At 37.4% G+C, this 26,634-nt stretch carries 24 protein-coding genes; 12 read left to right on the top strand and 12 right to left on the bottom strand.

Annotated features, from left to right (window positions below):
* Positions 1-346: 346 nt before the first annotated feature.
* The 4 genes from ypfJ to B176_RS0106670 form a co-directional block, all read right to left on the bottom strand.
* Positions 347-1,192 carry a KPN_02809 family neutral zinc metallopeptidase gene (ypfJ, locus tag B176_RS0106685; RefSeq protein WP_017258018.1) on the bottom strand — a complete coding sequence of 282 codons (846 nt, stop codon included), beginning with the start codon at positions 1,190-1,192 and terminating at the stop codon, positions 347-349.
* Positions 1,193-1,264: 72 nt separating this feature from the next.
* Positions 1,265-2,956: a sodium:solute symporter gene (locus tag B176_RS0106680; RefSeq protein WP_017258017.1), complete on the bottom strand. Its 1,692-nt coding sequence runs from the start codon at positions 2,954-2,956 to the stop codon at positions 1,265-1,267.
* A gap of 108 nt (positions 2,957-3,064) precedes the next feature.
* Positions 3,065-3,247: a hypothetical protein gene (locus B176_RS19120; protein WP_017258016.1), complete on the bottom strand. Its 183-nt coding sequence runs from the start codon at positions 3,245-3,247 to the stop codon at positions 3,065-3,067.
* A 314-nt stretch (positions 3,248-3,561) separates the two neighbouring features.
* The gene (locus B176_RS0106670) at positions 3,562-4,302 is read right to left on the bottom strand and encodes a DUF4197 domain-containing protein (RefSeq protein WP_017258015.1); all 741 of its coding nucleotides are present in this window, start codon (positions 4,300-4,302) and stop codon (positions 3,562-3,564) included.
* Positions 4,303-4,446: 144 nt separating this feature from the next.
* Between B176_RS0106670 and B176_RS0106665 the strand changes: the two genes are divergently transcribed.
* Entirely contained in the window at positions 4,447-5,136 is a 690-nt protein-coding gene (locus B176_RS0106665) for a helix-turn-helix transcriptional regulator (protein WP_017258014.1), read from the top strand.
* A gap of 78 nt (positions 5,137-5,214) precedes the next feature.
* Positions 5,215-5,715 carry a DinB family protein gene (locus B176_RS0106660; RefSeq protein WP_017258013.1) on the top strand — a complete coding sequence of 167 codons (501 nt, stop codon included), beginning with the start codon at positions 5,215-5,217 and terminating at the stop codon, positions 5,713-5,715.
* Positions 5,716-5,764: 49 nt separating this feature from the next.
* Here B176_RS0106660 and B176_RS0106655 read toward each other — a convergent pair whose 3' ends face one another.
* Both B176_RS0106655 and B176_RS0106650 read right to left on the bottom strand, forming a co-directional pair.
* A complete protein-coding gene (locus B176_RS0106655; protein ID WP_017258012.1) occupies positions 5,765-6,511 on the bottom strand; it encodes a DUF4197 domain-containing protein in 747 nt (248 codons plus the stop codon).
* On the bottom strand, positions 6,504-8,381 hold the full coding sequence (locus B176_RS0106650; protein ID WP_017258011.1) for a vWA domain-containing protein: 1,878 nt from the start codon (positions 8,379-8,381) through the stop codon (positions 6,504-6,506). Before B176_RS0106650 ends, B176_RS0106655 begins: the two co-directional genes overlap by 8 nt.
* A gap of 93 nt (positions 8,382-8,474) precedes the next feature.
* Between B176_RS0106650 and B176_RS0106645 the strand changes: the two genes are divergently transcribed.
* From B176_RS0106645 to B176_RS0106630, 4 genes are all read left to right on the top strand, one after another.
* A complete protein-coding gene (locus B176_RS0106645) occupies positions 8,475-9,041 on the top strand; it encodes an RNA polymerase sigma factor (protein ID WP_017258010.1) in 567 nt (188 codons plus the stop codon).
* On the top strand, positions 9,034-10,272 hold the full coding sequence (locus B176_RS0106640; RefSeq protein ID WP_017258009.1) for a carboxypeptidase-like regulatory domain-containing protein: 1,239 nt from the start codon (positions 9,034-9,036) through the stop codon (positions 10,270-10,272). Before B176_RS0106645 ends, B176_RS0106640 begins: the two co-directional genes overlap by 8 nt.
* Positions 10,273-10,281: 9 nt before the next feature.
* Entirely contained in the window at positions 10,282-12,144 is a 1,863-nt protein-coding gene (locus B176_RS0106635; protein ID WP_017258008.1) for a M1 family metallopeptidase, read from the top strand.
* Between the two features lie 331 nt (positions 12,145-12,475).
* Positions 12,476-13,393, top strand: a complete 918-nt coding sequence (locus tag B176_RS0106630) for a PorP/SprF family type IX secretion system membrane protein (RefSeq protein WP_026063197.1) — start codon at positions 12,476-12,478, stop codon at positions 13,391-13,393.
* A gap of 2 nt (positions 13,394-13,395) precedes the next feature.
* Here the strand turns inward: B176_RS0106630 and B176_RS0106625 are convergent, their stop codons facing one another.
* The 6 genes from B176_RS0106625 to B176_RS0106600 form a co-directional block, all read right to left on the bottom strand.
* Positions 13,396-15,720: a TonB-dependent receptor domain-containing protein gene (locus B176_RS0106625; protein ID WP_161603014.1), complete on the bottom strand. Its 2,325-nt coding sequence runs from the start codon at positions 15,718-15,720 to the stop codon at positions 13,396-13,398.
* Positions 15,721-15,889: 169 nt separating this feature from the next.
* Entirely contained in the window at positions 15,890-16,174 is a 285-nt protein-coding gene (locus tag B176_RS0106620; RefSeq protein WP_017258005.1) for an ATP-dependent Clp protease adaptor ClpS, read from the bottom strand.
* A 248-nt stretch (positions 16,175-16,422) separates the two neighbouring features.
* Complete coding sequence (locus B176_RS0106615; protein WP_017258004.1) at positions 16,423-17,532, bottom strand: DUF4407 domain-containing protein; 1,110 nt, start codon at positions 17,530-17,532, stop codon at positions 16,423-16,425.
* A 138-nt stretch (positions 17,533-17,670) separates the two neighbouring features.
* Positions 17,671-18,399 carry a ribonuclease III gene (gene rnc, locus B176_RS0106610; protein ID WP_017258003.1) on the bottom strand — a complete coding sequence of 243 codons (729 nt, stop codon included), beginning with the start codon at positions 18,397-18,399 and terminating at the stop codon, positions 17,671-17,673.
* A gap of 71 nt (positions 18,400-18,470) precedes the next feature.
* Positions 18,471-19,724 (bottom strand): beta-ketoacyl-ACP synthase II, encoded by a 1,254-nt coding sequence (fabF, locus tag B176_RS0106605; protein WP_017258002.1) that lies wholly within the window; start codon positions 19,722-19,724, stop codon positions 18,471-18,473.
* Between the two features lie 19 nt (positions 19,725-19,743).
* Positions 19,744-19,980 (bottom strand): acyl carrier protein, encoded by a 237-nt coding sequence (locus B176_RS0106600; protein ID WP_017258001.1) that lies wholly within the window; start codon positions 19,978-19,980, stop codon positions 19,744-19,746.
* Positions 19,981-20,123: 143 nt separating this feature from the next.
* On the opposite strand from B176_RS0106600, the gene B176_RS0106595 reads away from it, so the two are divergent.
* The 6 genes from B176_RS0106595 to B176_RS0106570 all read left to right on the top strand — a co-directional run bounded on the left by B176_RS0106595 (position 20,124) and on the right by B176_RS0106570 (position 26,634).
* Complete coding sequence (locus B176_RS0106595) at positions 20,124-20,540, top strand: IPExxxVDY family protein (protein ID WP_017258000.1); 417 nt, start codon at positions 20,124-20,126, stop codon at positions 20,538-20,540.
* Positions 20,541-20,633: 93 nt separating this feature from the next.
* Positions 20,634-22,064, top strand: coding sequence for a pyruvate kinase (gene pyk, locus B176_RS0106590; protein WP_017257999.1), 1,431 nt, complete (start codon positions 20,634-20,636; stop codon positions 22,062-22,064).
* 189 nt (positions 22,065-22,253) lie between these two features.
* Positions 22,254-23,303: a thiamine-phosphate kinase gene (thiL, locus tag B176_RS0106585; protein WP_017257998.1), complete on the top strand. Its 1,050-nt coding sequence runs from the start codon at positions 22,254-22,256 to the stop codon at positions 23,301-23,303.
* Between the two features lie 4 nt (positions 23,304-23,307).
* Positions 23,308-23,769 carry a MaoC family dehydratase gene (locus B176_RS0106580; RefSeq protein WP_017257997.1) on the top strand — a complete coding sequence of 154 codons (462 nt, stop codon included), beginning with the start codon at positions 23,308-23,310 and terminating at the stop codon, positions 23,767-23,769.
* 11 nt (positions 23,770-23,780) lie between these two features.
* The gene (locus B176_RS20185) at positions 23,781-25,088 is read left to right on the top strand and encodes a sensor histidine kinase (RefSeq protein WP_017257996.1); all 1,308 of its coding nucleotides are present in this window, start codon (positions 23,781-23,783) and stop codon (positions 25,086-25,088) included.
* Between the two features lie 232 nt (positions 25,089-25,320).
* Positions 25,321-26,634 (top strand): ammonium transporter, encoded by a 1,314-nt coding sequence (locus B176_RS0106570; protein WP_017257995.1) that lies wholly within the window; start codon positions 25,321-25,323, stop codon positions 26,632-26,634.

The following is a 26,634-nucleotide window of genomic DNA, read 5'->3' as shown; positions in this document are numbered from 1 at the left end:
CAAACAGCGCAGGGTCTTCTGCGAAAGACCCTGCTTGGACGATGTTAATCAGGATTCGTCTCTAATAAAATCTCCCCCGGCTCATTGCCGCCGGAGGGCTAGTCACTTTTTTTCCGCAAAAAAGTTACCAAAAAACTCTCGACTGCGCCCTTTGCTACAAAGTTAGTGGTTAAACTTCTTTCAGCTGTACCGCAAAGGCCAAGGTCGAATTAAAGCTGTACAAAACGTTGTGCTTTTAGCCTTTCTTGGGGAAGCTCTTGCTGTGCGTCTTTTGGAAATTAGAAATCAAACATTCTGTACTAGCAGGGTCTGTCGCAGACGACCCTGCGTTCTTTGGGAACAATCTCTACATTTCAGAAAAAGTATCTCCCTCATTCATATTTCCGGAATTGTAACCTTTCATAAACCAATACATTCTTTGTTTTGAGGTTCCATGCGTAAAAGCATCAGGAACAATGCGCCCTTGCGATTTTTGTTGAATGGCATCGTCGCCAACGGCTTGTGCGGCACTCATAGCTTCTTCAATATCCCCTTCTTCTAAATACTGTTTATTGTAATGCGCAAAAATACCTGCATAAAAATCGGCCTGTAATTCTAAAGCGACAGATAATTTATTCGATTCTTTTTCGCTTAAGCCACGTTGTGCTCGGTTAACTTTTGCAGAAGTGCCTAACAAGGTTTGCACATGGTGACCAACTTCATGAGCGATAACATAAGCCGTTGCAAAATCGCCCCCTTTTGCACCAAATTTATTTTTTAGCTCCTCCATAAAGGAAAGATCAATATATACTTTTTGGTCTGCTGGACAGTAGAAAGGACCAACCGCAGAAGAGGCGCCACCACATTCTGTTTGCACACCATCAGTAAATAAAACCATTTTAGGTTGCTGGTAGTTACTGCCTTCTTCAGAAAAAAGCTTACCCCAAACATCTTCGGTATCTGCAAAAACAACGGAAGCAAATTCACCTTGCTTTTTTTCCTCTTCAGTTAATTCTCTTTGCTCGCCTCCGCCACTATGCTGTACTACTTGGTTTTGAATCTGGTTTAAAACCTGAGCGCTATCGCCACCTAAAAACATTTGGGCAATCAAAAAAATGACGCCTATAATTCCGCCTCCTGCTGCAATTTTTCCGCCTGATAAACCTCTGCGGTCCTCTACATTGCTGCTACTGCGTCTTCCTAACCATTTCATAGCTTTATATTTTTAGTCGAAATAACACAAAATGTGCCAGCAATATTGAGTGTGAGAAAAGAGAATCTATTGCTATTGTGCAGTTTTCTTCTCTTTGAAAATTGATTGTAGTAGCAATCCAAAGACGATCACCAAAATACAACCGAAAAGGTTGAGCCACAAATAAGCCATCCAATCGTATTTAAATGCGATAAATACGAAAACCTCGGTGATAATTGCGCCGTAGAACACTGCTTTTCCACCCACGGACTTAAAATAAAAAGCCACTAAGAAAATCCCTAAAATGGTTCCGTAAAACAGCGAACCTAAAATGTTGACCGCTTCTAGCAAATTACCCAGTTTGCTGGCAAAAAGCGCCATCGCAATACTAATGACTCCCCAGAAAAAAGTAGTGATTTTACTGATGTTGAGGTATTTTAAATCGCTCCCAGTTTTATTGATTAATCGTTTATAAATATCTACAGAAGTAGTAGATGCCAACGAGTTTAAAGCACTCGCAGTTGAACCCATAGATGCCATGCAAACAATAGCAATCAATAATCCGATTAAGCCTTTCGGCAGATGCTGGGTTACGAAGGTTAAGAACACATAGTTGGTATCGTCCAAGTCCGCATCCGGATTGTTCTTTTTCATCACCGCTAAAGCATCCAATCTTTTCTGCTCTAGGTTTTCGTTGGCTTCTTTAACTTCGGCGCTAGCTTGCTCCACATTTTGATTAGTGTTCAAAGCTTTGTCAAGCGCTAACACTTTCGTGTTTTTATCCGCAAAAGCTAAATTAAAATCTTGCTCGCGTTCTTTAAACTCGGCTTTATAGCTGGAGTTCTCTATTTTGTTAACCTCGTAACTGTTAAAGAAAACCGGTGGCTTTTGATACTGATAAAAGGTGAAAACTAAAATTCCTATGAGCAAAATCAAAAACTGCATCGGGATTTTTAACATCCCGTTCATCAATAAACCCATCCTGCTTTGCCCAACAGAACTGCCTGTTAAGTAACGCCCTACTTGCGATTGATCTGTCCCGAAGTAAGAAAGTTGGAGAAATAAACCACCAATAATCCCCGTCCAAACGGTGTATCGATTATTTAAATCAAAATTCCAATCAATCACATTCATACGATCCATTTTACCGGCAATTTTTAAAGCTTTTACAAAACCTACATCGCCGGGTAAAAGCTGTACTACCATAAATCCGGCTAAAAACATCCCACAAAAAATAATGCTCATCTGCAACATTTGCGTGTAAGAAACTGCTTTTGTTCCTCCGTAAACGGTGTATAAAACCACTACGCTCCCAATAAAAAGCGTGGTATAGGTGGTATTGATATTGAGTATCGTTGATAAAATAATGGAGGGCGCATAAATGGTAATCCCGGTAGATAAACCTCGTTGAATCAAAAAAAGAAATGCAGTAAAAGCCCTGGTTTTTAAATCGAAGCGCTGTTCTAAAAACTCGTAAGCGGTATAAACTTTAAGCTTGTGATAAATGGGCACAAAGGTGATGCAGAGGATAATCATGGCTATCGGAAGCCCGAAATAAAACTGCACAAACCGCATTCCGTCTGAATATGCCAAACCCGGAGCAGAAAGAAAAGTAATGGCGCTAGCTTGGGTAGCCATTACCGATAAACCTACGTTATACCAAGGCAGAGAACGGTCGCCAAGCAGGTAACCGTCAATATTTTTGCTACCCCTGCTTTTGTAAATCCCATAAATTACAATAAACAAAATGGTAACAGAAAGCACCAGCCAGTCTATCCAACTCATGAAAAGTAAAAAGTAATGAGGTTAAATATTAAAATCAAAAAAACCAGCCAACACAAAACAATTGCGTAAAACTGGTTCCAATTTTTTATAAAGGGGGGAAGCTCTTGCTTAGGCTTGTTGTTTTCCACGGCTTTTGTTAATCAAGAACTGAAACAGCCCGCCGGTTAACACACCTAAAATTGCACCAATAAGGATATGACCTTCTACAGCTAAACCAGTTAAAGCACCACATACCAAACCAATTACATAGTATAACCAGTTGTATTTTTGATAGTCAAAATTTTCTTCCATTGTGTTTTTGATATTTGATTTCAAAAATAGGGCTTTATGTGTTAAGATAAAAGTTAAAAAACGTTTTAAATAAAAAACGGAGGTGAATGACCTCCATTTTTTCTCTTTTTCACGCTACATTACTTCGTTCCAAACAAACTCTTCGGAAATATCGGTTTGTCGCACTCACTTCAAAACACTGTCCCCGCTTCCTTTTATACGATAGGCAGACCGGGACAAGTTACGGTGTGTAATGAGAAATCTCATTATAAATGCTTTCCGCTCGCTACACCTCAGCGGAAAGTCTGAACATCAACTATAATGGCTGTAGTCGGTTAATTTCCTTTCTGCTGATCGGCGTAAGCAAAAACTTTTTGTAATAAGGAAGTACTTCTGGCACCCAAATTTTGTCTTATTTTTAGTTCTTCTTTCGCAACTTCTATAAACATACCGTCTATAGCTTGGTCTGTTACATAACTCGTTAAATTGGTATTTATCGGTTTAACCAGTGGCAGTCTGTTGTATGCGCTGGTTGCATCGCCCCAATATTTGGTAGCGCCAACCTTGCTTAAACTGTTACTAATTATAGGGCTAAATTTAGAAGCTAGTGTGGCGCTTGTGGTTCTTTTAAAATAAAGCGTTGCCACATCTTGCTGTCCCAACAAAATATTGGTTACATCCTGAAAGGTCATTTGTTTAATGGCATTTACAAAAATAGGTTTTGCCTGTTGTGCCGCGTCTTCGGCAGCTCGGTTTAAACTGGTAATTACATTATCACACAAACTGTTTAAGCCTATTGCTCTTAGCGCATTCTCCACTTTTTTCGCCTCTTCCGGAAAAAATATTTTTACCGCCAAATTACCTAGATAACCATCTTTTGCAGATAGGCGTTCGGTGCTATAGTTTGTACCAAACTCTAAAGCTTGCTTTAAACCCAAACTCATTTCTGTGGTTGATGGAGTACCTAAAGCCTGATTAAGTACACCTCCGTATTGGCCGGCATATTGGTTTAAAGTATCACAACTTGACAATAATATTGTGAAAGAAAGTATGGTAATAAGGGTTAATTTTTTCATTCGCTATTTTTATTAGTTGACAACAACGTTGCCAAACAAGAACTGGAGATTTTACGGTCTCCAAAGGGCGCAATTTACAGACAAAAAGAAAGAATACTTGTAAAATATTCTTTTTGACTCGATAAAAATTAATAGTTTCATATTATGAATAGGATTGATCGGCTTTTTGGAATTTCAACCATGCTACAATCAAATAGATTTACAGCTGCCGAAAAAATTTCCGAAAAATTCAACATCAGCATTCGTACCGTTTACCGCGATTTAAAATCACTGAATGAACAGGGAATTCCAATTTGTTTTGAACCACAAAAAGGCTACTATTTGGTAAATGGATATTTTTTGCCGCCAGTTAGTTTTAGCTTAGAGGAAGCAAATGCATTAATGCTGGTAGAACATTTGTTGAACGCGTTCAGCGATCAATCTATTCAAAACCATTATCAATCTGCTTTAGCAAAAGTAAAAACGGTACTTAAACCAGCACAGAAAGAAAAAATCGAGTTTTTAGCGAAGAATATTAAGTTTCAAATTCCTCAAAGACTAACGAACGATTACCAAAACCTTTCCTGTTTACAAAATGCAATATCAGATAAGTGCATGTTGCGGTTCGACTATCAAAATGCAAAGGAGGAGTTGAGCGATAGAAAAACAGAACCTGTTGGTTTGATTTTTTATGCTTTTAGCTGGCATTTAATAGCTTGGTGCCACCTTAGAAATGATTATCGGGATTTTAAGGTTTCCAGGATAATCAGCATCAAGATTTTAAACGAACCTTTTACAAAAGAAAACCATATTGCCTTAGAAGATTACATGAAGTTATTGCCCGTTGATTTTTAATTTGAAATTTTTATTTCCTCCACTGACATAGGGCTGTCAGTACGCCTCAGTTTCTTTGTATAAACAACCTTAAATACAATGGAAACAATCACTAATTTATTGGCTAAAGAACTTGAGCAGGAAGCTGCCACCACCAGAAAAATGCTCTCAATTGTCCCAAACGACAAATACAGCTGGAAACCTCATGAAAAAAGCATGAACATTAAAAGTTTGGCAACGCACATTGCCGATTTGCCATCGTGGCCAGAGATGGTTTTGAAAACAAAAGAACTGGATTTTGCAAATAACACGCATCATATTGATGATGTGGACAATACCATTTCTCTAATTCAATTTTTTGACCGCTCTGTTGATAAATCATTAACAGCTTTACAAAATGCAAAGCTAGAAACGTTGGATGAAATGTGGGTTTTAAGAAGTGGTGATCAAATTTTTAGCGAGGACACCAAGTATGAAGTAATTAGGATGAGCATTGCACAGCAAATCCATCATAGAGCACAGTTGGGTGTATATTTGAGATTACTGAACATCCCAATCCCGGGCAGCTATGGTCCGAGTGCAGATGACCAAAATTTTTAAATTTAAAGGAAGGATTCGTTTACGTTCCTTCCTTTAATATGTTTATTATTTACTTTTTATCTGCTTGGGCAAAAACCTTTTTCATCAAATCGGTAGTTCTAAAAGCACTATTTTCTCTTATCTTAAGTTCCTCTGCGGCAACTTTTTTAAACATGCCGTCAATTGCCATTTGCGTAATGTAAGCTTTTAGATCCGGATTTATTTTGGCAGCAAAAGGCACTTTGTTGTAGCGTTCTGCAACATCAGCGTAATACTTGGTTGCGCCAACTTTTTCAATACTTCGTTGCACAATTGGGTTAAAAACTTTGGTTAAAGAATCTGTGGTTGTCTTTTTAAAATAATTTGTTGCCGCATCATTACTACCCATTAAAATATCAGTTGCGTCTTTAATGGTCATTTTTTTAATAGCGCTCACAAAAATGGGCTTTGCAGTTTTCGCGGCATCTTCTGCTGCCCGGTTAAAACTTAAAATGGCATCATCGCACATTTTGTTTAAACCTAATTTCCGCAGTGTTGCTTCGGCTTTAAGCGCTTCTGGCGGAAATAAAATTTTAACTGCTTGGTCTCCAAAAAAACCATTCTGCGCCGAAAGTAAGTCGGCACTTTTAGTTGTTCCAAGCTCTAACGCTTGTTTAAGTGCTGTTGCAATGTCTGTGGGGTTTAATCCCATGGTTCCTGTACTTGTATTTGCAACGGCTTTTGCTTTATCAAGCAACTTACCCAATTGTGCAAATGCACCTGTGCTTGCAAGCACCAACATTGCCGATAAAACTATTTTAAATTTCGCGTTACTCATCTTCGTTTTTTGAGGTTTTTATACTTTTAGAAAGTAGTTTAGCATTTTCAACAAGCTGAACAAACTCTGCTCTGTACCCGTTATCATCTTGGCCTCTCGCTTTTTTTGCCATAGCAATAACCTGCTCAAAGGTAGCATTTTGTTTAAATTCCGAATCTCTAATCAACAGTCCAAACTCCGCAACAGCAGCAACAAACCTGAAATCTATATTTGCATCTTCTATTTTCGGGTTATTATCCAACAATGAAACACTCAGTTCTTTACTTTGGTTTCCATCGGGTTGTTTGTAACGCATTTTTACGGTCAATAATTCGTTAGACGATTTAACACCGGCAGGTTTCTGGTATTTCATCTCATCGGCTTTCTTTACAAACTCATCTTTATACCCTTTCGGGATGATTTCGTACAATGCAGTTACGGTATGCCCGGCGCCCATTTCACCCGCATCTTTTTTATCGTCTTTAAAATCCTCATTGTTTAGTAAACGGTTTTCGTAACCTACCAAGCGATAAGCTTCTACTTTAGCCGGATTAAATTCTACCTGTAGTTTTACATCCTTAGCTACGGTAAATAGCGTTCCGCCAAACTCATTGATCAATACTTTTTTGGCTTCATTAATTCCATCAATATACGCGTAGTTTCCATTTCCCTTATCGGCGATTGTTTCCATTTTACTGTCTTTTAAATTCCCGCTTCCGAAACCCAAAACGCTTAAGAAAACACCATCACTCCGGTAACCTTCAATCATTCTTTGCATTTCCGAATCACTGCTTGCGCCTACGTTAAAGTCTCCATCGGTTGCTAAGATCACGCGATTGTTTCCACCCTTAATAAAATTACTTTTTGCAGTTTCATAGGCTAGTTTAATCCCGGCACCGCCAGCGGTTGAGCCTCCAGCAGACAAATTGGTTAAAGCATCTTTAATTTTCTGTTTATCGTTTCCGTTTGTGCTGGGCAATACCAAACCTGCCGCACCTGCATAAACTACAATGGCAACTTTGTCGTTGGGGCGTAACTGATCAGTTAACAACTTCATGGATGTTTTTAATAACTCCAGTCTATCGGGTCCTTGCATAGATCCAGACACATCAATCAAAAAAACCAGATTAGAAGCTGGCAAACTCTCTGTTTTAATTGATTTTGCTTTTAAACCGATACGTACCAACCTATGGTTTTTATTCCAAGGCGCATCGGCAACATCGGTTGTAATGCTAACCGGATCTGCTCCTTTTGGTTCGGGATAGTTGTAACTAAAATAATTAATCAGCTCTTCTACTCTCACTGCATCTTTTGGAGGCAATTGTCCGCGTTGTATAAACCTACGCGTATTGCTATACGATGCTGCATCCACATCCGCAGAAAAAGTAGAAAGCGGATCGGTGTTTGGGTTTTTAAATCCGTTTTCACTGATGGCGTTATAATTTTCGGTATTAAAATCCTGCTGGATATACATCGGACTTGCGGTATAGCCTCTTACTGCCATCATTTTGCTATTTCCCATAGTCGCAACCGAGCCCACCATTTCACTTCTTTTTTGTGTAGCATAACCGATAACTACAGTTTCATTTAGTTTTTCCGTATCAGGTTTTAAAACCACTTTCAGCTCCATATTTCGAATCTTCACTTCCTGTGTGTGAAAACCTATAGCAGAAACAATCAGCATCTTTTCTTTCTGCGAAACACTGATCTTAAAATGTCCGTTTAAATCCGTTACCACTTTAATTTTTTGATTTGTTTTAGCAGCTACTACTGCGCCTGAGATTGCGAGTTGCTGACTATCAAAAACATAGCCACTAACTACTTTGCTGTCATCGGTTTTAAAGCCACTTAAAATAAGGGTAACAATAAGGAGGGAAAGTAAATTTTTCATAATGTTATTTCTAAATTTGATAACATGATGCTATTTAGAACCGTTTTCCATAAACAGCCCAATTATTTTTTTTATTATTGGTATTAGATGGTAATGGACCCTAAACGTAAAGAAGCCAATTTTCCGGACGAACATTTTGTTACCGTTTTTAAAGATTCGGGTGATTTACAGGTTTTGGGCAACCTTTATAAAAATTACATGCCTTTGGTTTATGGGGTTTGTTTAAAGTATTTTAAAAACCCAGAACAAAGCCAAGATGCGGTAATGCAGATTTTTGAACAGCTGATTCATAAATTAAGAAATCACGAGGTAAAAAATTTCAAGAGCTGGCTTTACGTTTTAACCAGAAACTTTTGTTTGATGGAGTTACGCAAAAGCAAAAAAGTGACTATCGTAAATATTGAGGATACTTTTGTGGAATCCGATGCATTACTGCATCATGATGATAGCGATACAAAAGAAAACCGCTTGTTGCTGATGGAAGCTTGCTTGGAAACACTTGTTGAAGAGCAACAGCAAACACTAAAACTTTTTTACCTGGAACAAAGATGTTATACCGAAGTTGCCGATAGAACCGGCTATGAGCTTAAGAAGGTAAAAAGTTATATCCAAAACGGAAAAAGAAATCTAAAAATCTGCATCGAAAAAAGTAGTGAATAACCCAAAAGACGATATAGCCCTGATCCGTAAATATCATAACGGAACTTTAAGCCCAACCGAAAAAAACAAGTTGGAAGCTAGAGCTTTGGATGATGTTTTTTTACAGGATGCGCTAGACGGATATGAAGAGTTGGGTGTTAAAGACGAAGAAATCAAAATCCTTTATAAAAACTTGGCCGATAGGATTGCGCCTGCAAAGATTATTACGCCAGTTTGGGGAGTTAAGCAATGGGGCATTGCGGCCTCTATACTTTTATGCATCGCGTTGGGCAGTATTTATTTTAACCAAAACCCTAATGACCAAACGATTGCGTTAAATGATATACAGCAAAAAGAAGATATTCCAAAGGCTGAGAAGTTAAAAATCGCTCCACCAGAACACACAGATTCTGGTGATTTAAATAGCTTATCGACGATAAGTTTGCCCGCAGAAATTGCAAAAAGCACAGCGTTGAGAACCAAAGAAGAAGATATTTACAGCACTGATCAGGATATTGTGGTAGAACCCTTAGCCAATGTATCAGCACACGCAGATTCTTCAACAGCTTTGGAAGAAGTTACGATAGCTACTTCTGCGCCCACCCTTAAAAAACAAGAACTAGCAGGAGCAGTAGCTGGTATGGTCGCCGAAAATTTAATGGCTTCCCGGATGATGCGAGTAGATAAAGCTGAACAGACTGTCAAATTAAGCGGAAAAATAGTTGACGGAACAGATGGAACGGTGATACCTGGTGCCTCCGTTAAAAATCTGGAAACTGGCGTAGCAAAACAGGCTGATGTAAACGGCGTATTCAGCATAGATGCAACAAATGGAGACGGATTGGTTTTTAACTATTTAGGGTACGAAACCAAAAAAATTGTTGTTCAAAAGCAAGATTCGATTTTAATTAGCCTTAAGCCAGATTTAGCGGCCCTAAACCAAGTTGTGGTAGTTGGCTATGGAAGCCCGAACGCCATTGCAAATAATAAAATTGGCCCAAAGGTAGGTTGGCGAAACTTTAAAAACTATGTGGATGAACAGGCACAGTTAGCAAATATAGGAAGAGGTAAAGTACAACTCCAGTTTGTAATAAACACCAACGGCGAACTATCTGATTTCAAAATTATCGCTACCTTTTCGGAAAAAGCTAGCGTGGCCGCAATTAACATCATCAAAAACTACAACAGTGGCTGGGCGGGCTCTACAGAGAAAATTCCGCACCTTGCAAATATTACCATCAAGTTTAAATAAACAATCGGCATGAAAAACTTACTATTTCTTATTCCCTTTATGCTACTTTCTTGTACGCAGAACATAAAAACTGCCGACGATAATCAGGACGAAACTTCTACCGGTTCAGATCCGCATTCTTTTGCTAACCCAAAAGAAAACGTGGTTACGCATTTAGACTTAACCTTAGCCGTGGATTTTACTAAGCAACAGCTTAACGGACTCGCCGTTTGGACTATAAAACATGTTACAAAATCAGACGAAATTATTTTTGATACCCAAGGGTTAACCATTGAAAAAGTAACTTTAGACACCGATACAGCTGAGGTTTTCTTTGCTTTAGGTGACCAAGTAAAAATTTTAGGGCAAGCTTTGAGTATTCCTATTAAACCCGAAACTAAAAAGGTAAATATTTACTACAGCACCAGTAAAAATGCCAAAGCGCTGCAATGGTTAAATGCCCAACAAACAGCTGGTAAAAAACAGCCTTTTTTACTCACACAGTCCGAAGCTATTTTAGCCCGTAGCTGGATCCCAACGCAAGACAGTCCGGGCATCCGCTTTACCTACAACGCAACTGTAACTGTACCTAAAGACTTAATGGCCTTAATGAGTGCAGAAAACCCTACAAATAAAAATGCGGAAGGAAAATATCATTTTGAGCAAAAAAATGCAATTCCATCTTATTTGATGGCTTTAGCTGTTGGTGATATCACCTTTAAGGCAATTGATAAAAGAACTGGTGTTTACGCAGAACCCGAAATGCTAGATAAGGTAGCTTATGAGTTTGCCGATATGGGCAAAATGGTGAACGCAGCAGAGAAAATTTACGGCGATTACCGTTGGGGAAGGTATGATGTTCTGGTTTTGCCTCCTAGCTTTCCTTTTGGAGGGATGGAAAATCCTATGTTAACTTTTGCCACGCCAACCGTAATTGCTGGCGATAGATCTTTGGTAAGCTTAGTAGCGCATGAACTGGCGCACAGCTGGAGCGGAAACTTAGTTACCAATGCCACTTGGAATGATTTCTGGCTGAACGAAGGTTTTACCGTTTATTTTGAACGAAGAATTATTGAAACGCTTTACGGAAAAGAAGAAGCTAAAATGCAGGAAGTATTAGGTTACCACAGCTTAATGGAAAACATTAAAGAGCTTGGGAACAAAAACCCAGACACTCGCCTAAAAGTAGATTTTACAGGCAGAGACCCAGATGATGGTGTTTCTGACATCGCTTACGAAAAAGGTTATTTCTTTTTAAAAACGATAGAAAATGCAGTTGGTAGGGAGAAGTTTGATGCCTTTTTAAAAGATTATTTTAACCGCCATGCTTTTAAAAGTATAGATAACGACACTTTTTTAGACGAACTTAATGTGCTTTTAATTAAAGGCGATGATAAAGTTAAAAAGCAGATTGACTCTTACGCCTGGGTTTACCAGCCCGGTTTGCCAAAAGAGTTTATTGCACCATTAAGCCCCGTTTTCTCAAAAATTGATACGCTGGTTCAAAACCTATTGACCACAAAAAACACCCTTGGCTTAAGTAAAGTGCTGAAATCAACAAATGAAAAACTTTATTTTATTAACAAGTTACCCGATAATTTAGACCCAGAATTAATGGTTTCGCTGGACACCGAATTTAATTTTACCAATTCTACAAATGCAGAAGTGCAATGTGCCTGGTATGTAATGGCCATAAAAACCAAATATGCTGTGGCCTACCCTGCTATGCGCAAGTTTTTAGTTACCGTGGGTCGCAGAAAGTTTTTGATGCCTCTTTATAAAGAAATGATAAAAACCCCAGAAGGCAAAAAATTGGCACAGGACATTTATAAAACCGCCCGACCTAACTATCATTCTGTAGCTTATAACAGTTTAGATGGCTTGCTTAAATAGCTTTTCTAAATAATCCTTAGCACTGTTCGCCAGATCTATTTTTTATTATAACTGTCTCTATTAAGTAGTTTTAACATCATATCACTTAATAGAGACGGTTTTTCTGAATTCTACTCCCGAAAGATTCGATAGCCTAAAGCAAAATTCTCACCGGCAACTCCCTTCAATTACAACAATCTGCCTTTTTTATATCACAAGCTATCAAACGATTAACCCATAGTTTAATCAAAAAAATGTAGGGATTTTTCGCCCCACTTAGAAACCTTTTTTCCTCACTTTTCGTATAAACTCCCAGTGCATACCAGCATCGAGGTTAATAGGAAAATAATAAATGAAATATGTATTTACATTCATGGTTTTGATTGTAGCGCTAAATTGTTTTGCGCAGCAAAAAGCCATGTATACACAATATATGTTTAACACCCTAGCTATAAATCCGGCATATTCTACGCTCGACGAATCTTTGACCATAACTGCTTTAAGCAGACACCAATGGGTAGGTTTTAAAGGTGCGCCAAATACACAAACCTTATCAGTACACAGTCCCATTGGGGAGAGCAATACCTTTATAGGCGGTATTTTAGTTAACGACCAAATTGGCGAGGTAATTAGAGAAACTGGTGGCGATATTAGTTTAGCGCAACGGGTACCTATTGGTACCGACTCGTATTTTTCTGTTGGTGTTAACGCTGGCTCTAGCAACCTAGGTGCAAACTATTCAGAAAATTTCAAACAAAGTCCAGCATCACCTGGCGACCCGGTTTTTGAAGATTTAAATGGCATGCGTGTTAATTTCGGATGGGGTGCTATGCTATTTTCAGACAAATATTACGTAGGTATTTCTGCTCCTCATTTCTTCTACCGCGATTTGGGCTCACTTGCAAAATCTGCAAATAAAACAGCTTATCGTCCGCATTACATTTTACAAGCAGGCTATTTAATAGATCTTAACGAAAACTTAAAATTTAAACCCAACTTATTAATTAAATACGTAAACGGCTCGCCAACACAGTTTGATATTAATGCCAATTTCCTGTTAAACGAAAAAGTTTGGCTAGGTGCATCCTATCGCACCTTAGATTCTTTTGACGCCTTACTTTCGGTATTTCTTACACCAGATTTACAGGTAGGCTATTCGTATGATTTTACGAATACCGCATTAGCGAAAGCAGAAAAAGGATCACACGAAATTGCGATAAAATTCAGATTGCCTGTACGAGGCAGAGACCATACGGCTTGTTATTTTTAGCTTTATTTAGCCTTACCTTCAATCTTGGTAAACCTGTAACTTAAAGACAAAAGAAAATTTCGGGTTCTGCGTATATTTAAACTTTCTTGGTAAAAATTTGGACCATCAGTAATGGTTTTTAAACCTCTTTCTGTAAACGGGTCCACCGCAGTAACCCTCACAGCAATCTTGTTTTTCAGCATATTTCTTTTTACACCAAACTGCGTTTGTACCGTTCCGCTAGAAACTCCCTGCGCCGCTGTACTTTTAAGGTAATAAACATTTAACTCCGCAAATGTTTTTTTACCAAACGAATAATTTCCGCCCACGTTGGTTTTAATGTTGTAGCCATTTCTATTATAAGCTGCATTCACCGCAGAATTATACTCAATTTTACTTACTGTAAAACTCCCATTAAAATTCTGGTTTTTTGAAGCTTTATAATTTGCAAACACATTAAAGCTAAAGGACGAGCTATTTGCTAAATTCTGATAAGTGGTTACACTGCTACCATCAGCATCAACGGTTTTAATACGTTCAATAATTTTGCTAGATTCTGCATAACTTAATCGTGGAGAAACTGACCAGGTATTATTAAAAACACTAAATCGCAATTCGTACTGATCTGTGATGGATGCGCTTAAATTCGGATTTCCAAAGCGTAGATTCTGGGGATCAGAATCGTCTATAATTGGGTTTAGTGCGTTTTGTCGGGGTCTGGCAATTCGCTTATTATAGCTCAGACCTAGACTGTACTTATTATTTATAGAGCGATTTACAGACAGACTCGGGAAAAAATTTGTGTACGGTTTTATCGAAAAGCTTGATCCACTTTCTTCCTTGAAACTAACATCCGTAATCTCTGCCCGGTTACCTGCTCTTAAACTCCACTTATTAATTTTAAACCTAGCAGAAACATAAGCAGAATATACATTTTGACTAAAGTTAAAGCTGTTTGTCAACGATGGGTTAATCTCATAAATTCCACTATTATAATCAAATAGCTGCGCTCGCTGGTCTTCATCAGAACTATTAAATGCGCTTTTAACACCCGCCTCTAACTTTGTACGTAAAAAGTTAAACGACCTATTATAATCCAAATTAATATCCAAATTATTACCTAAAGCTTGGTTATCGTTTAATTGTAAAGATGGATCTGAGCGCAAAGAACCATCCGGATTATAAAGATATCTGGAAAAATCCCTATCGCTTTCAGACGAATTTCTGGCATATACCAGACCTAAATTGTATGATGATTTGTTTTTTAACTTTAGGTAATAATCAAAATCAAAATTATAGTTTAGGTAGCTATTCCCGCTTTTATTCTTCTGTTGTCGGTTATATCTTAGTGCGCTCTCATTATCCAGGTAAAAATTATCAGATAATGAAACCGTTTGGCCATCGCTAAAGCCACCCCGGGCCGAAAACTTGATACTTTGTGCAGAGTCGATATCCAAATTACCGCCAAATCTTGCAGTTAAACCATCGTTAAAACGTTCATTATTGTTTGTTTGGTTATTGTAAGTGGTGTCTGTAAAAAAATTACTTCTATTAGAATTTCCCCTATTTAAAGTGTTGCTGTGATTATATCCTATGTTACCCGTAAACGCATATTTTTTGTCCTTTTTCGATAAAAAAATTCCAGAATTATAGTCTCCACGGGTACCTACCCGTGAAGTAACATTTCCGCTGAGACCCACTTTTTTACCCTTCTTCATCACAATATTAATAATTCCGTCACCATCCGCATCAAATTTTGCTGAGGGATCTGTAATCACTTCAATGCTTTCCAAAGCGTCAGATGGCAACACACTTAGCAACTCCCCAATGCTAGAAGCGCTATAGTCAGATGGTTTTCCATCAATAAAAATCCTGGTATTTCTTTTACCAGCAATGGTGGCCTTTCCGTCAATATCTACAGTAACCAAGGGCACATTTTTTAAAATATCGGTTGCAACGCTCCCTTCAGAAAAAATACTTTGATCTACATTGTAAACAATTTTATCATCCTGCACTTCCACAGTAGGCCTTATGTATTCAACAACAACTTCGTTAAGCATTGTCAAATCCGAGCTAAGCGCAACCACACCCACATCCACATCGGGCCTATCAGCACTTAATAAAATATTTTTTACTGTTTTAGTTTGGTAGCCAACAAAGGAAAACTTTATCGTATAGGTACCAAAGGTCAAGTTTTTAATCAAAAATGCACCATTAACATCAGACTGGTAAGACTTCCCCGTTAAACTATCAGCACTATTAAACAGCAGGATATTCAAGAAAGGTATAGTTTCCTTAGTTCCAAGGTCGGTTACCTCCCCATTTAAAGTCCCTACTTCCTGTGCCAAAACGCTAATTTTACAAAAAATCAAAAAACAGCTTATGATCGAAATATAAAGGTATTTGAAATTCAAATTAGTGCAGAATTGGTTACGGTTAAATTGCATAGACTCTGAAAATAAGAAATAGTTTAAAGGCTAAGAAAAAATATAGAAGAATTAAGGTTTTTAAAAGAGCCTAGTCAACCGTAACGGTCAGGCGTTCTTGTTTTAATATTTTACGGTAAATCTCCATTTCTGTGTAGGAGCCTTCCAAAACCGCACATTTTCCGTCGTTATGTACTGCCCAAGCAATCTTTTCGGCCTGGCTCTCTGAGTAATCCAAATATTTCATCAAACAATGAATAACATGGTCAAAAGAATTAACATCATCATTCCATAAAATTAAACGGTGTATAACTTTTAACGACGTTAAAATCTCGTCTAAAGTGAAGGTTTCTTCCTGCGTTTGGGTATCAGCCATTTAAATTGAACTCGGGGACTAGTATAAAATTTGAATGGCTCAAATTACAAAATATACATAGAAATTTAGCAAATTAATTTGAAAGAGAACGGCAACACGCATCAAGTTCTGCAGTCTGGTTTTCCGCTATAGTCCTCGCTCCTTAAAAAAAACAGAGCTGTGGGCTGTCGCTACACCCCAGCTTACGAATAAAGGGGCTTGTTCTTTGCTACTCAGCCCTAAAAACTATTATCTAATTTTTGTAACTATCAGTTTTCATCCAGATCCCGCTTCACTTTTCTCCTTACAAATATTTTCTCTTTCTCAGTTTCTTCACCGTTTTTGGTGTCTTGCACATTGTCTGTAACCTTAATCAGATGTTCTTTTTCTTTTTCACTCTGGTGTAAAGCTACCTCTTCCGCATTTTGAACAGCCACATCATAAGGTCCTTTATCGCTAATCAGCTTTACAAAAACGGGCAAACACTCCAACAGAATAAACAAAAACGAAATAAAAGAGATTGCCAAATAAGTGTCAACATCTCTGCTACCATCTGGGTTATAAGAAAGCTGACCTAATGCATAATTTCTATCGGCAAAACCGGCGACGTTAGACAAACTGTCCAACTGTGTTTCGTTAAATAATTTTGTACTATTTAAACCTTCAATTTCTTTTCGGGTATTAATAATTTTATCCATTTGCGATAAATCACTACGTACCTGCAAAAGTCTTTGCTCCTTTTGGGTTACTACAGCTTCCTTTTGTTTTGCATAAGTTCCATAGCCATTTATACCACTGGTTTGGTTCGTTTTATCTCCAAATACCTCTTGATTAAGTATATATCTTGATTTATTGATGTCTTTTTCTAAAGAGTCTTTTTCGGCCTTAAGATCCTGCGTCTTTGTTAGCTCAATATTGTACTTGTTGGTAAATGCTTTGTTTAAGGTATCAATTTTTGAACGTTGTCCATTTAAGTAGCTTGTTTTTAACTTTTGACGAATCTCTTTATCAAAAATCTTTAGCTCTAAGGGCCTGGAAATAATAATACCAATCATTATGGCTAACAAAATTCTGGGCAATGCCTGCAATATTTGTGTGTTTGTGTCTCCGGTTTTTTTAATGCTCGCAACAATATACCTATCCATATTAAAAATGGCTAAGCCCCAGATTATTCCAAAAAGAATTGAAAAAAACACGGCAAAATTACTCCCCGAGAAAACAAAGTACATGGCGTAGCCACCAGAAAGGGATGCGAATAGCGCAGTAAAAAATATGGTAGCGCCTATGCCTACATATTTATTATGTTCTGTTGGGTACTTTTTTAATGTCTGGATATGCGCACCAGAGCAAAACCAAAAAAAATCGGTTATATTTTTCATTTATAGTAACAGTCAAATCTTATTCCATAAAAACGCTCGAAACCAAGCTTTCATACTTCTCTATGAATTAAACTCAGAAGTAGTTCAGTTGTTACAAAGAAAAATGGAGATAAATAAGGTTTTTTGACTTAACGGACGTTAAATACTCAACATTTCGCAAGTTTTTTCTGCGGCAAGCTTTTCTGCGTTTTTTTTACTGTAGTCAGTTGCGCTTGCCATTGCTTCACCATTGATCAGCACTTGCACTGAAAAAAGCTTATTACTATCACCCTCCGCGTTTGCAGTTGGTTCAAAAGAAATCTCTTTTGACTGGCTTTGACACCATTCAATCAGCTTGCTTTTAAAATTGGTTTCGGTAAGTTCTAAAGTGTGAATATCAACATGGGGCTTTATAATTCGATCGGATATAAAGCTTTTAGTAAAATCGTATCCTTTATCTAAGTAAACAGCTCCAATTAAAGCCTCAAAAGCATCGCCCAATAAAGAGCTTTGTTTAGTGGTTACATTAATTGTTTTCGAATCGAAATCGATAAGCTCCTGAAAACCGAGTTTTCTACCGAGCTGGTTAAGATTATCTCTCCTCACAATTTTTGATCGTAACTCTGTCAGAAAGCCTTCATCCTTATAGGGATACAGCTTAAAAAGCACTTCTGCGATAACAGATCCTAAAACTGCATCGCCCAAAAACTCCAAACGTTCGTTACTGCTTCTAGATCCGTTTTTTAAAACTAAGGCCATAGACCGATGTCGAAAAGCCATTTTATAAAGCGCTAAATTTCCCGGAACAAAGCCCAGTAAATTTTTCATCCTCTTTACGTATTTACGGTCTGGAGAAAGGTGCAGCTTATAAATTTTAGCTAACGGCATTCAATAATTGAGATAAGTCGGCATTGCCATTAAAAAGAATTGTAAAGAAAATGACGACTTAAAGGCATCAATTAGTCCTCGTACTTTTTAAAAATAACAGAAGCGTTATGTCCACCAAAACCAAATGTATTTGATAATGCAACTTTGATATCTCTTTTTTGAGCCTTATTAAAAGTCAGGTTCAATTTCTGATCAATAGCTGGGTCATCTGTAAAATGGTTGATGGTTGGCGGTATAATTCCGTTCTGTATAGCTAAAATACAAGCAATAGACTCAATTGCACCCGCAGCCCCCAATAAGTGACCCGTCATAGATTTTGTTGAGCTAATGTTTAATTTGTAAGCATGTTCTCCAAACAAATTAACAATTGCTGTAGTTTCGCTAATGTCTCCCAATGGCGTAGAAGTACCATGAACATTAATATAGTCAATGTCGGTAGTTTTCATACCTGCATCATCTAAAGCAGATTGCATCACCAACTTAGCGCCTAAACCTTCTGGGTGAGGAGCCGTAATGTGATTTGCATCGGCACTCATGCCTCCGCCTACAATTTCTGCATAAATTTTTGCGCCACGAGCTTTTGCATGTTCCAACTCTTCCAAAATAATGGTTCCTGCACCTTCGCCGGCAACAAAACCATCACGGTCTTTATCAAACGGACGAGAAGCTGTTTTAGGATCATCATTTCTGGTAGACAGCGCATGCATTGCGTTAAAACCACCAATTCCTGCTTCATTCAAAATGGCTTCTGAACCACCAGACACGATCATATCTGCCCTACCCAACTTAATATAGGTGTAAGCATCTATCAAAGCATTGGTTGATGAAGCACATGCAGAAACGCAAGAAAAGTTTGGTCCACGCAATCCATATTTCATAGAAATATGACCTGGAGCAATGTCAATAATCATTTTCGGAATAAAAAATGGATTAAGCCTTGGCGTTCCATCGCCTTTGGCAAAAGTCATAATCTCATCCAAAAATGTTTTTAAGCCGCCGATTCCAGCTCCCCAAATTACACCAATTCTATTGGTGTTTAATTTGGTAAAGTCTAAACCTGCATCTTTAACGGCTTCTTCTGTAGAAACTAATGCATATTGAACAAATGGATCTAATTTCCGAGCTTCCTTTTTCTCTAAATAATCTTCAGCGACGAAGTTCTTCACCTCGCAGGCAAACTTCGTTTTGAATTTTTCAGTATCAAAACGTGTCATTGGAGCGGCACCGCTTACCCCATTCACTAAACCTTCCCAATATTCAGGAACAGTTTTCCCAATTGGAGTAAGCGCCCCTAATCCTGTAACAACAACTCTTTTAAGCTCCATTTAATCAATTAAGCAATAATTACTTTACGTTTTTTTCCAAGTAAGTGATAGCTTGGCCAACAGTACTGATGGTTTCAGCTTGATCATCTGGAATAGCTACGTTAAACTCTTTTTCGAATTCCATGATCAATTCAACGGTGTCTAATGAGTCAGCACCTAAATCGTTTGTGAAAGACGCTTCTGGTGTTACTTCACCTTCGTCTACACCTAGTTTCTCAACGATAATTGCTTTTACTCTTGAAGCGATATCAGACATAATACTTAAAATTAAGGGTTAAAAATTCTGTGCAAAGAAAAATAAATTCTATCAAATATCAAACCTTTTTATTTTTGACCTATTTTTGGACAAATAATCATTGATAAAACGGCTAAATAATCACCGAAATTAATCTTTATATTTTGAATAAAAAATTATTACACGTCGAACTTGATTTTGACTTCAAACTTATTGCGTTGACGTCGCCCTCGAAGGACTACCGCCTATGTTTTGCCATCAATAAATTTACAGAATCCGATTTCAGAAAAACGGAAGATTTGGAAATATCACTCAAAAATGCTCCTAAAAAGTTTTTTTCGAGGTATGTTTATTATCCAGAAAACATTGAATGCGAATTTATTTTTTTAGCCAATAAAGGCAATGAAGGCTTCCTCATTCCGGAGATGAAAGCGGTAGATTACTTCATTTTGATCAAAGAATTTATTGACGAAGAGGATTTAGAACTGTTTTTATCACAACTAAAACAGCTGAACGAAATACAGGCTGTTGTTGAGCTAGATCCTGAGAAAATAAAATCGAAAGAGAATCTGATTTTTTAGTGACAATTTGAGTTAGTGTGAAAAATACACTACTTTTGAGTGTTAAAATCGGATGATTTTAACAGAATTAAGACAAAGAATTTCAAAAATAATATGAAAATTATACAAAAGAAAACCAAGATTGTTGCCACGCTTGGTCCTGCATCATCAAATAAAGATGTTTTATTATCCATGATTAAAGCTGGAGTTGACGTTTGCCGTTTGAACTTCTCGCATGGAAAAGCAGAAGATCACCAAGAAGCAATCAATACCATCAGAGAAATCAACAGAAAGTACAAAACTAATATTGGTATTTTAGCTGATTTACAAGGGCCAAAAATTAGAATTGGCATGGTAAAAGATGGCGGAATTAACCTTATTAATGGTACGCAGGTAAAAATTACCACGCAGGAATGTATTGGTGATGATAACCAAATCTACATTACTTATGAAGCATTCCCTCAGGATGTTAAGGCTGGTGAAATTATATTGTTAGATGATGGTAAACTACAATTAAAAGTAGTGGAGACTAACAGAAAAGACACTGTAATTTGCGAGGTAATACACGGTGGCGTTTTAACTAGTCGTAAAGGTGTTAATTTACCAAATACCAAAGTTTCTATCCCATCATTAACAGAAGAAGATTTAGTTAATTTAGATTTTGCCTTAGCAAATGATGTTGAATGGATCGGTTTATCTTTTGTACGTACTGCAGAAGATATTATTGATTTAAAGCGCATCATTAGCCGTAGCGGAAAAACATCTAGGGTAATTGCCAAAATTGAAAAACCAGAAGCTATTGATAATATTGATGCCATTATTGAAGTTACAGATGGTGTTATGGTTGCCCGTGGAGATTTAGGTGTGGAGATGCCATTGGAAGAAGTTCCGGTTTTACAGAAAATGATTGCGAAAAAATGTAACAAGGCATCTAAGCCATGTATTGTTGCTACGCAAATGTTGGAAAGCATGATTACTACGCCACGCCCAACCAGAGCTGAGGTTAACGACGTAGCTAATTCTGTTTTAGACGGTGCTGATGCTGTAATGCTAAGCGGAGAAACTTCTGTAGGTGAGTTTCCACTGATTGTTATTGAAACAATGAGTAAAATTGTTCGTCACGTTGAAGACACTTCTTATCCTTATTATAGAGAAAAAGAATTGGACGAAACATCTACCACTTACACCGCAGATGCTGTTTGTAGTTCAGCAGTTATTTTAGCTGATAAAACCAAAGCAGTTGGTATAGTAGCGATGACATCTTCAGGTTATACCGCATTCCAAATCTGTTCTCACAGGCCAAAAGCAGGTACATTCATTTTTACATCTAACCACAATTTATTAAACACTTTAAGTTTACTATGGGGTGTTAGAGGTTTTTATTACGATAAGTTTGACAGTACCGACCAAACCATAAGTGAGGTTAATAAGATATTAAAAGCGGAGAAAATTATCGAAGCTGGCGATATTGTAATTAATACAGCAGCGATTCCAATCGAGAAAAAAGGGAAAACCAATATGATTAAGGTTAGTGTGATTGATTAATTATCAATCGTTAAAAATGTATAGAGCGTTCTCAATTTTTTGAGAACGCTTTTTTTTTAACTAAACTGATCTTTTAAAATTGGCTACTTGATTTAAATAACAATCAAAGAAACAACAAAAAAAAGACCTAATTAAAATTTTTACCTTTGCTGATCAATTAGATTTTGCAAATAGTATAGCGTATTAAACATGTTTGAGCAAACAGAAAAAACAGAAATAGCAAACCTAGGTGAGTTTGGATTGATCCATCATTTAACACAGCATATCAACATCAAAAACAAAAGTACTTTAAAAGGTGTTGGCGATGACGCTGCTGTTCTGGATTTTAAAAATAAAAAGACTCTGATATCTACCGATATGCTTTTAGAAGGCATACATTTTGACCTCGCTTTTACGCCACTTAAACACCTCGGCTACAAAGCAATTCAGGTTAACTTAAGTGATATCTATGCAATGAACGGCATTGCCAGCCAAGTAACTGTTTCGTTAGGTTTCTCTAGCAAGTTTCCTTTAGAAGCTATTGAGGAGTTATACGCAGGGATGTTGTTGGCCTGTGAGAAATTCAATGTTGACTTAATTGGAGGTGATACCACATCATCCCGCCAAGGATTGGTAATTTCTATCACAAGTATTGGCTACGCCGATGAAAAAGACATTTGCTACAGAAACGGGGCAGAAGAAGGTGATTTAATTTGTGTATCGGGTGATTTAGGTGGCGCTTATGTTGGTTTGCAGCTTTTAGAAAGAGAGAAGCAGGTGTTTTTAACGAACCCAAAAATCCAACCTGATTTAGAAGGTAAAGATTACATTGTTGAAAGACAGCTGAAGCCCGAAGCTAGGATTGATATTGTTGATCTATTGGCTAAAATGAAAATTAAACCAACAGCTATGATTGATGTATCTGATGGTTTAGCCTCCGAAATTTTACACATTACCCGCCAATCAAAAAAAGGCTGTAAAATTTACGAAGAAAAAATCCCGCTTGACCCCATGACTGCAGATACTGCCCGTGAATTTGGCCTAGACCCAACGGTTTGCGCATTAAATGGTGGTGAAGATTATGAATTGCTTTTCACGATCAAACAAGCAGATTATGATAAAATGAAACATGATGTTGACATTTCAATAATTGGTTACATTACAGAAGAAAGTGCCGGAAATTATTTGATTACAAAATCCGGAAATATTCACGAAATTAAAGCCCAAGGCTGGAACGCATTTACATCTACAAAAAGCTAAGAATATGATTACAATTAATAATTACGAGACTTTTGAAAGTTATTTAGGAAAAGAAATGGGTGTTTCTGAATGGCACAAAATAGACCAACCACAGATCAACCTTTTTGCCGATGCAACTTTAGACCACCAGTGGATACATATCGACGAAAAGAAAGCGGCTATAGATAGTCCTTTTGGAACTACCATCGCCCATGGCTATTTAACACTTTCTTTAATCCCGAATTTATGGAAACAAGTAGTGAGCATCCAAAATCTAAAAATGGAGATCAACTACGGCATAGAGAAACTGCGTTTTGCACAAGCTGTTAAAGTCAACAGTGAAGTACGTTTAAAGGTTAGTCTAGCCGGAATTGTAAATTTAAGAGGCGTTACAAAAGCAAACATTGCTATAGAGCTAGAGATTAAAGACGAAAAGAAACCCGCTTTTACCGGCGAAGCTGTGTTTTTGTATCATTTTAACGGATAAACCGGATAGCGATGAGTTTACTGTCGAAAATTTACCGAAAAATACGCTTCATTTTTATTGGCGACATTGATAGATTTTCTTTAGAGCATCGCGTATTTAATCTACTTTCGTTTTTTACATGTATTGGTGCGTTCGTAAGCTTATTTCTCAACCTCGGGTTAGGCTTATATGAATCGTCGGTTGTATCTATGGCGATCTGTTTGGTACAAGCGATTATTCTATACATCAGTCGAGTCGAGAAAAAATTCAACCTGGCGGTAACACTCACAGGTTTTGAAATGCACATATTATTGGGCATTAACTATTTCATAAATGGCGGGATCATCGGTCCTACCCCTATTCTGTTTTTAGCAACTATCTATATCATCGCAACCGTTGCAAGCCAGAAAGCTACCTGGTTTTGGCTCGTTCTAAATCTCTGTTTACTTGCTGTACTTATTAGTGTTGAGTATTTTTATCCTCAGGCTATTTTAGTGGGTTATAGCAATAAACTTTTATTGGTCAATGATGTATATATTACTTACCTATTCGTGGTTTTTTTGATGACGGCAGGCATTTTTTACACTAGACGAGCTTATGAGAAACAGAAAAGAACATTACAAGCAAAGGCGATAGCATTAGAACAGCTCAACTCCGAAAAGAACAAGCTATTTTCCATCATTTCACATGACTTAAAAGCCCCAATAGGTACCGTAAAACAATATTTAGATTTTTTAAAAGAAAACGACTTAAACGAGGAAGAAAAAGACATTATCGAAAATGGGTTGATGAAATCGATAAATGAAGCCTATGATTTACTAGATAATTTATTGATTTGGGCAAAAAGCCAAATGGGAGGCGCCAAACCCTTCGAAAAACAATTAGACGTAAAACAGACTTTATATCATGAGCTTAACCAAGCTAAAAATTACGCAGAACACAAAGGTGTTTTAATTATTGAAGATATTGAAAAAGATATAGTAGTAAAAGCCGATGAAAACATGTTAAAACTTGTTATTCGTAATTTGTTATTTAACGCTGTAAAGTTTTCTGATACCAACGAAAAAGTCATCTTCAGTGTGTTTAAAGAGCAAGATCAAGTGATTTTTAAGGTGGAAGATAATGGCGTGGGTATCTCTGAAGAAAACCAGAAAAACATATTTTCGCTTAACGTACAAACAACCATAGGAACAAAGAAAGAGAAAGGCACAGGACTAGGCTTGGTACTTTGTAAAGAATATACTCATTTACAAAACGGAGAAATCTGGTTCGAAACCGAAGTTGGACATGGAAGCACTTTCTATGTTTCGCTCCCTTTTATCTCAAAAAAAACAATTTAGCTCTATAAAAATTACGATATTTTATATTTGGCACCTTTTACAGCTATCAATTTCATTTCTATTTTACGAAAATTAAAATTTAACAACAAAATAGCCTACTTATATTGAAAATATTTATGCTATAAAGCTTTTTACAATATAAACATAATAAAAATCGATACAAAATATCAGATTTGCAAATAAACTATAGTTTTTACATACTTTTGTCTCATAAAAATGTGCAAAAAAGAAGATGTCTAAAAAACTTTCCAAGTTTCCATTCGTATTTCTGGTAATTATTGCTTTACTAACAATTATTCATCCTAGTTTACCTAGCGGATTATACAAAAACACTTATAACAATGCCGATGTTGCTTGGATGCTTAGCGCTGTTGCTTTGGTTTTGATCATGACTCCAGGTTTAGCTTTCTTTTATGGAGGAATGGTAAACAAGAAAAATGTGATATCAACCATGCTACAAACCTTTATATGTATGGCTATTATTACAGTGCTTTGGGTAGTTTTTGGGTTTAGTTTAGCATTTGGAGACTCCATAGGTGGTATTATTGGCAACCCAACCACTTACTTTATGATGAACCATGTAATAGAAGGAAAACCATGGCCTTTAGCTCCTACCATACCTTTTATTCTGTTTGCTATCTATCAATTGAAATTCGCCATTATTACGCCAGCTTTAATTACCGGAGCATTTGCTGAACGCATTCGCTTTATTTCATACTGTTTGTTTATCTGTTTATTTTTTATTGTTATTTATGCCCCGCTAGCGCATTCTGCATGGCATCCAGATGGCTTGCTGTTTAAGTTTGGGGTTTTAGATTTTGCAGGTGGCACCGTTGTACACATGTCTGCTGGATGGGCTGCACTGGCGTCTGCACTTTACCTAAAAAAGAGAAGTGAGCCCAACCATAATCCAGCCCGAGTAACCTATGTGCTTTTAGGAACAGGACTTTTATGGTTCGGTTGGATTGGATTTAATGGTGGCTCTGCCTACAGTGCGGGCACTTTAGCCGCAATTGCACTGGCAAACACAATGACTGCTTCTGCAGCCGCGGCATTGGCTTGGATCTTCTTTGATTCTTACAAAGGGAAAAAACCGTCTGCAATGGGAACATGTATTGGCGCTGTTGTAGGACTTGTGGCAATTACGCCCGCCGCTGGGTTTGTAAGTATTTCACATTCACTAATTATCGGTGTTGTTGCAGCGGTGATAAGCAACCTGGTAGTAGACTGGAGAACACGGACTTCGATAGATGATACTTTAGATGTTTTTCCCTGCCACGGAGTTGGAGGTATGGTTGGCATGTTGTTAACTGGCGTGTTTGCCCACCAGTCAATTAACCCAGCAAACACCACAGGCAACGGCCTGATTTTTGGAGAAACACATTTGTTTCTGGTGCATTTGGTAGCGATGATCTGTGTTTCTGCTTTTTCTTTTTTTGGATCCTTACTATTATTGAAAGTAACAGATATGATTACGCCCTTAAGAGTTTCTAAAGAAGAAGAAGAAGTGGGTTTAGATATTTCGCAACATGGCGAAAGACTTTAA

Source organism: Pedobacter arcticus A12 (genome assembly GCF_000302595.1).
GTDB lineage: Bacteria > Bacteroidota > Bacteroidia > Sphingobacteriales > Sphingobacteriaceae > Pseudopedobacter > Pseudopedobacter arcticus.
Note: the sequence above shows the minus strand (reverse complement) of the source record. Positions and strands in the feature narration are given on the sequence as shown.

Excerpts from the sequence above, each read along its gene's own strand:
- ypfJ (WP_017258018.1), bottom strand. The coding sequence starts at position 1,192 with ATGAAATGGTTAGGAAGACGCAGTAGCAGCAATGTAGAGGACCGCAGA.
- B176_RS0106680 (WP_017258017.1), bottom strand. The coding sequence starts at position 2,956 with ATGAGTTGGATAGACTGGCTGGTGCTTTCTGTTACCATTTTGTTTATT.
- B176_RS19120 (WP_017258016.1), bottom strand. The coding sequence starts at position 3,247 with ATGGAAGAAAATTTTGACTATCAAAAATACAACTGGTTATACTATGTA.
- B176_RS0106670 (WP_017258015.1), bottom strand. The coding sequence starts at position 4,302 with ATGAAAAAATTAACCCTTATTACCATACTTTCTTTCACAATATTATTG.
- B176_RS0106665 (WP_017258014.1), top strand. The coding sequence starts at position 4,447 with ATGAATAGGATTGATCGGCTTTTTGGAATTTCAACCATGCTACAATCA.
- B176_RS0106660 (WP_017258013.1), top strand. The coding sequence starts at position 5,215 with ATGGAAACAATCACTAATTTATTGGCTAAAGAACTTGAGCAGGAAGCT.
- B176_RS0106655 (WP_017258012.1), bottom strand. The coding sequence starts at position 6,511 with ATGAGTAACGCGAAATTTAAAATAGTTTTATCGGCAATGTTGGTGCTT.
- B176_RS0106650 (WP_017258011.1), bottom strand. The coding sequence starts at position 8,381 with ATGAAAAATTTACTTTCCCTCCTTATTGTTACCCTTATTTTAAGTGGC.
- B176_RS0106645 (WP_017258010.1), top strand. The coding sequence starts at position 8,475 with ATGGACCCTAAACGTAAAGAAGCCAATTTTCCGGACGAACATTTTGTT.
- B176_RS0106635 (WP_017258008.1), top strand. The coding sequence starts at position 10,282 with ATGAAAAACTTACTATTTCTTATTCCCTTTATGCTACTTTCTTGTACG.
- B176_RS0106630 (WP_026063197.1), top strand. The coding sequence starts at position 12,476 with ATGAAATATGTATTTACATTCATGGTTTTGATTGTAGCGCTAAATTGT.
- B176_RS0106620 (WP_017258005.1), bottom strand. The coding sequence starts at position 16,174 with ATGGCTGATACCCAAACGCAGGAAGAAACCTTCACTTTAGACGAGATT.
- B176_RS0106615 (WP_017258004.1), bottom strand. The coding sequence starts at position 17,532 with ATGAAAAATATAACCGATTTTTTTTGGTTTTGCTCTGGTGCGCATATC.
- rnc (WP_017258003.1), bottom strand. The coding sequence starts at position 18,399 with ATGCCGTTAGCTAAAATTTATAAGCTGCACCTTTCTCCAGACCGTAAA.
- fabF (WP_017258002.1), bottom strand. The coding sequence starts at position 19,724 with ATGGAGCTTAAAAGAGTTGTTGTTACAGGATTAGGGGCGCTTACTCCA.
- B176_RS0106600 (WP_017258001.1), bottom strand. The coding sequence starts at position 19,980 with ATGTCTGATATCGCTTCAAGAGTAAAAGCAATTATCGTTGAGAAACTA.
- pyk (WP_017257999.1), top strand. The coding sequence starts at position 20,634 with ATGAAAATTATACAAAAGAAAACCAAGATTGTTGCCACGCTTGGTCCT.
- thiL (WP_017257998.1), top strand. The coding sequence starts at position 22,254 with ATGTTTGAGCAAACAGAAAAAACAGAAATAGCAAACCTAGGTGAGTTT.
- B176_RS0106580 (WP_017257997.1), top strand. The coding sequence starts at position 23,308 with ATGATTACAATTAATAATTACGAGACTTTTGAAAGTTATTTAGGAAAA.
- B176_RS20185 (WP_017257996.1), top strand. The coding sequence starts at position 23,781 with ATGAGTTTACTGTCGAAAATTTACCGAAAAATACGCTTCATTTTTATT.
- B176_RS0106570 (WP_017257995.1), top strand. The coding sequence starts at position 25,321 with ATGTCTAAAAAACTTTCCAAGTTTCCATTCGTATTTCTGGTAATTATT.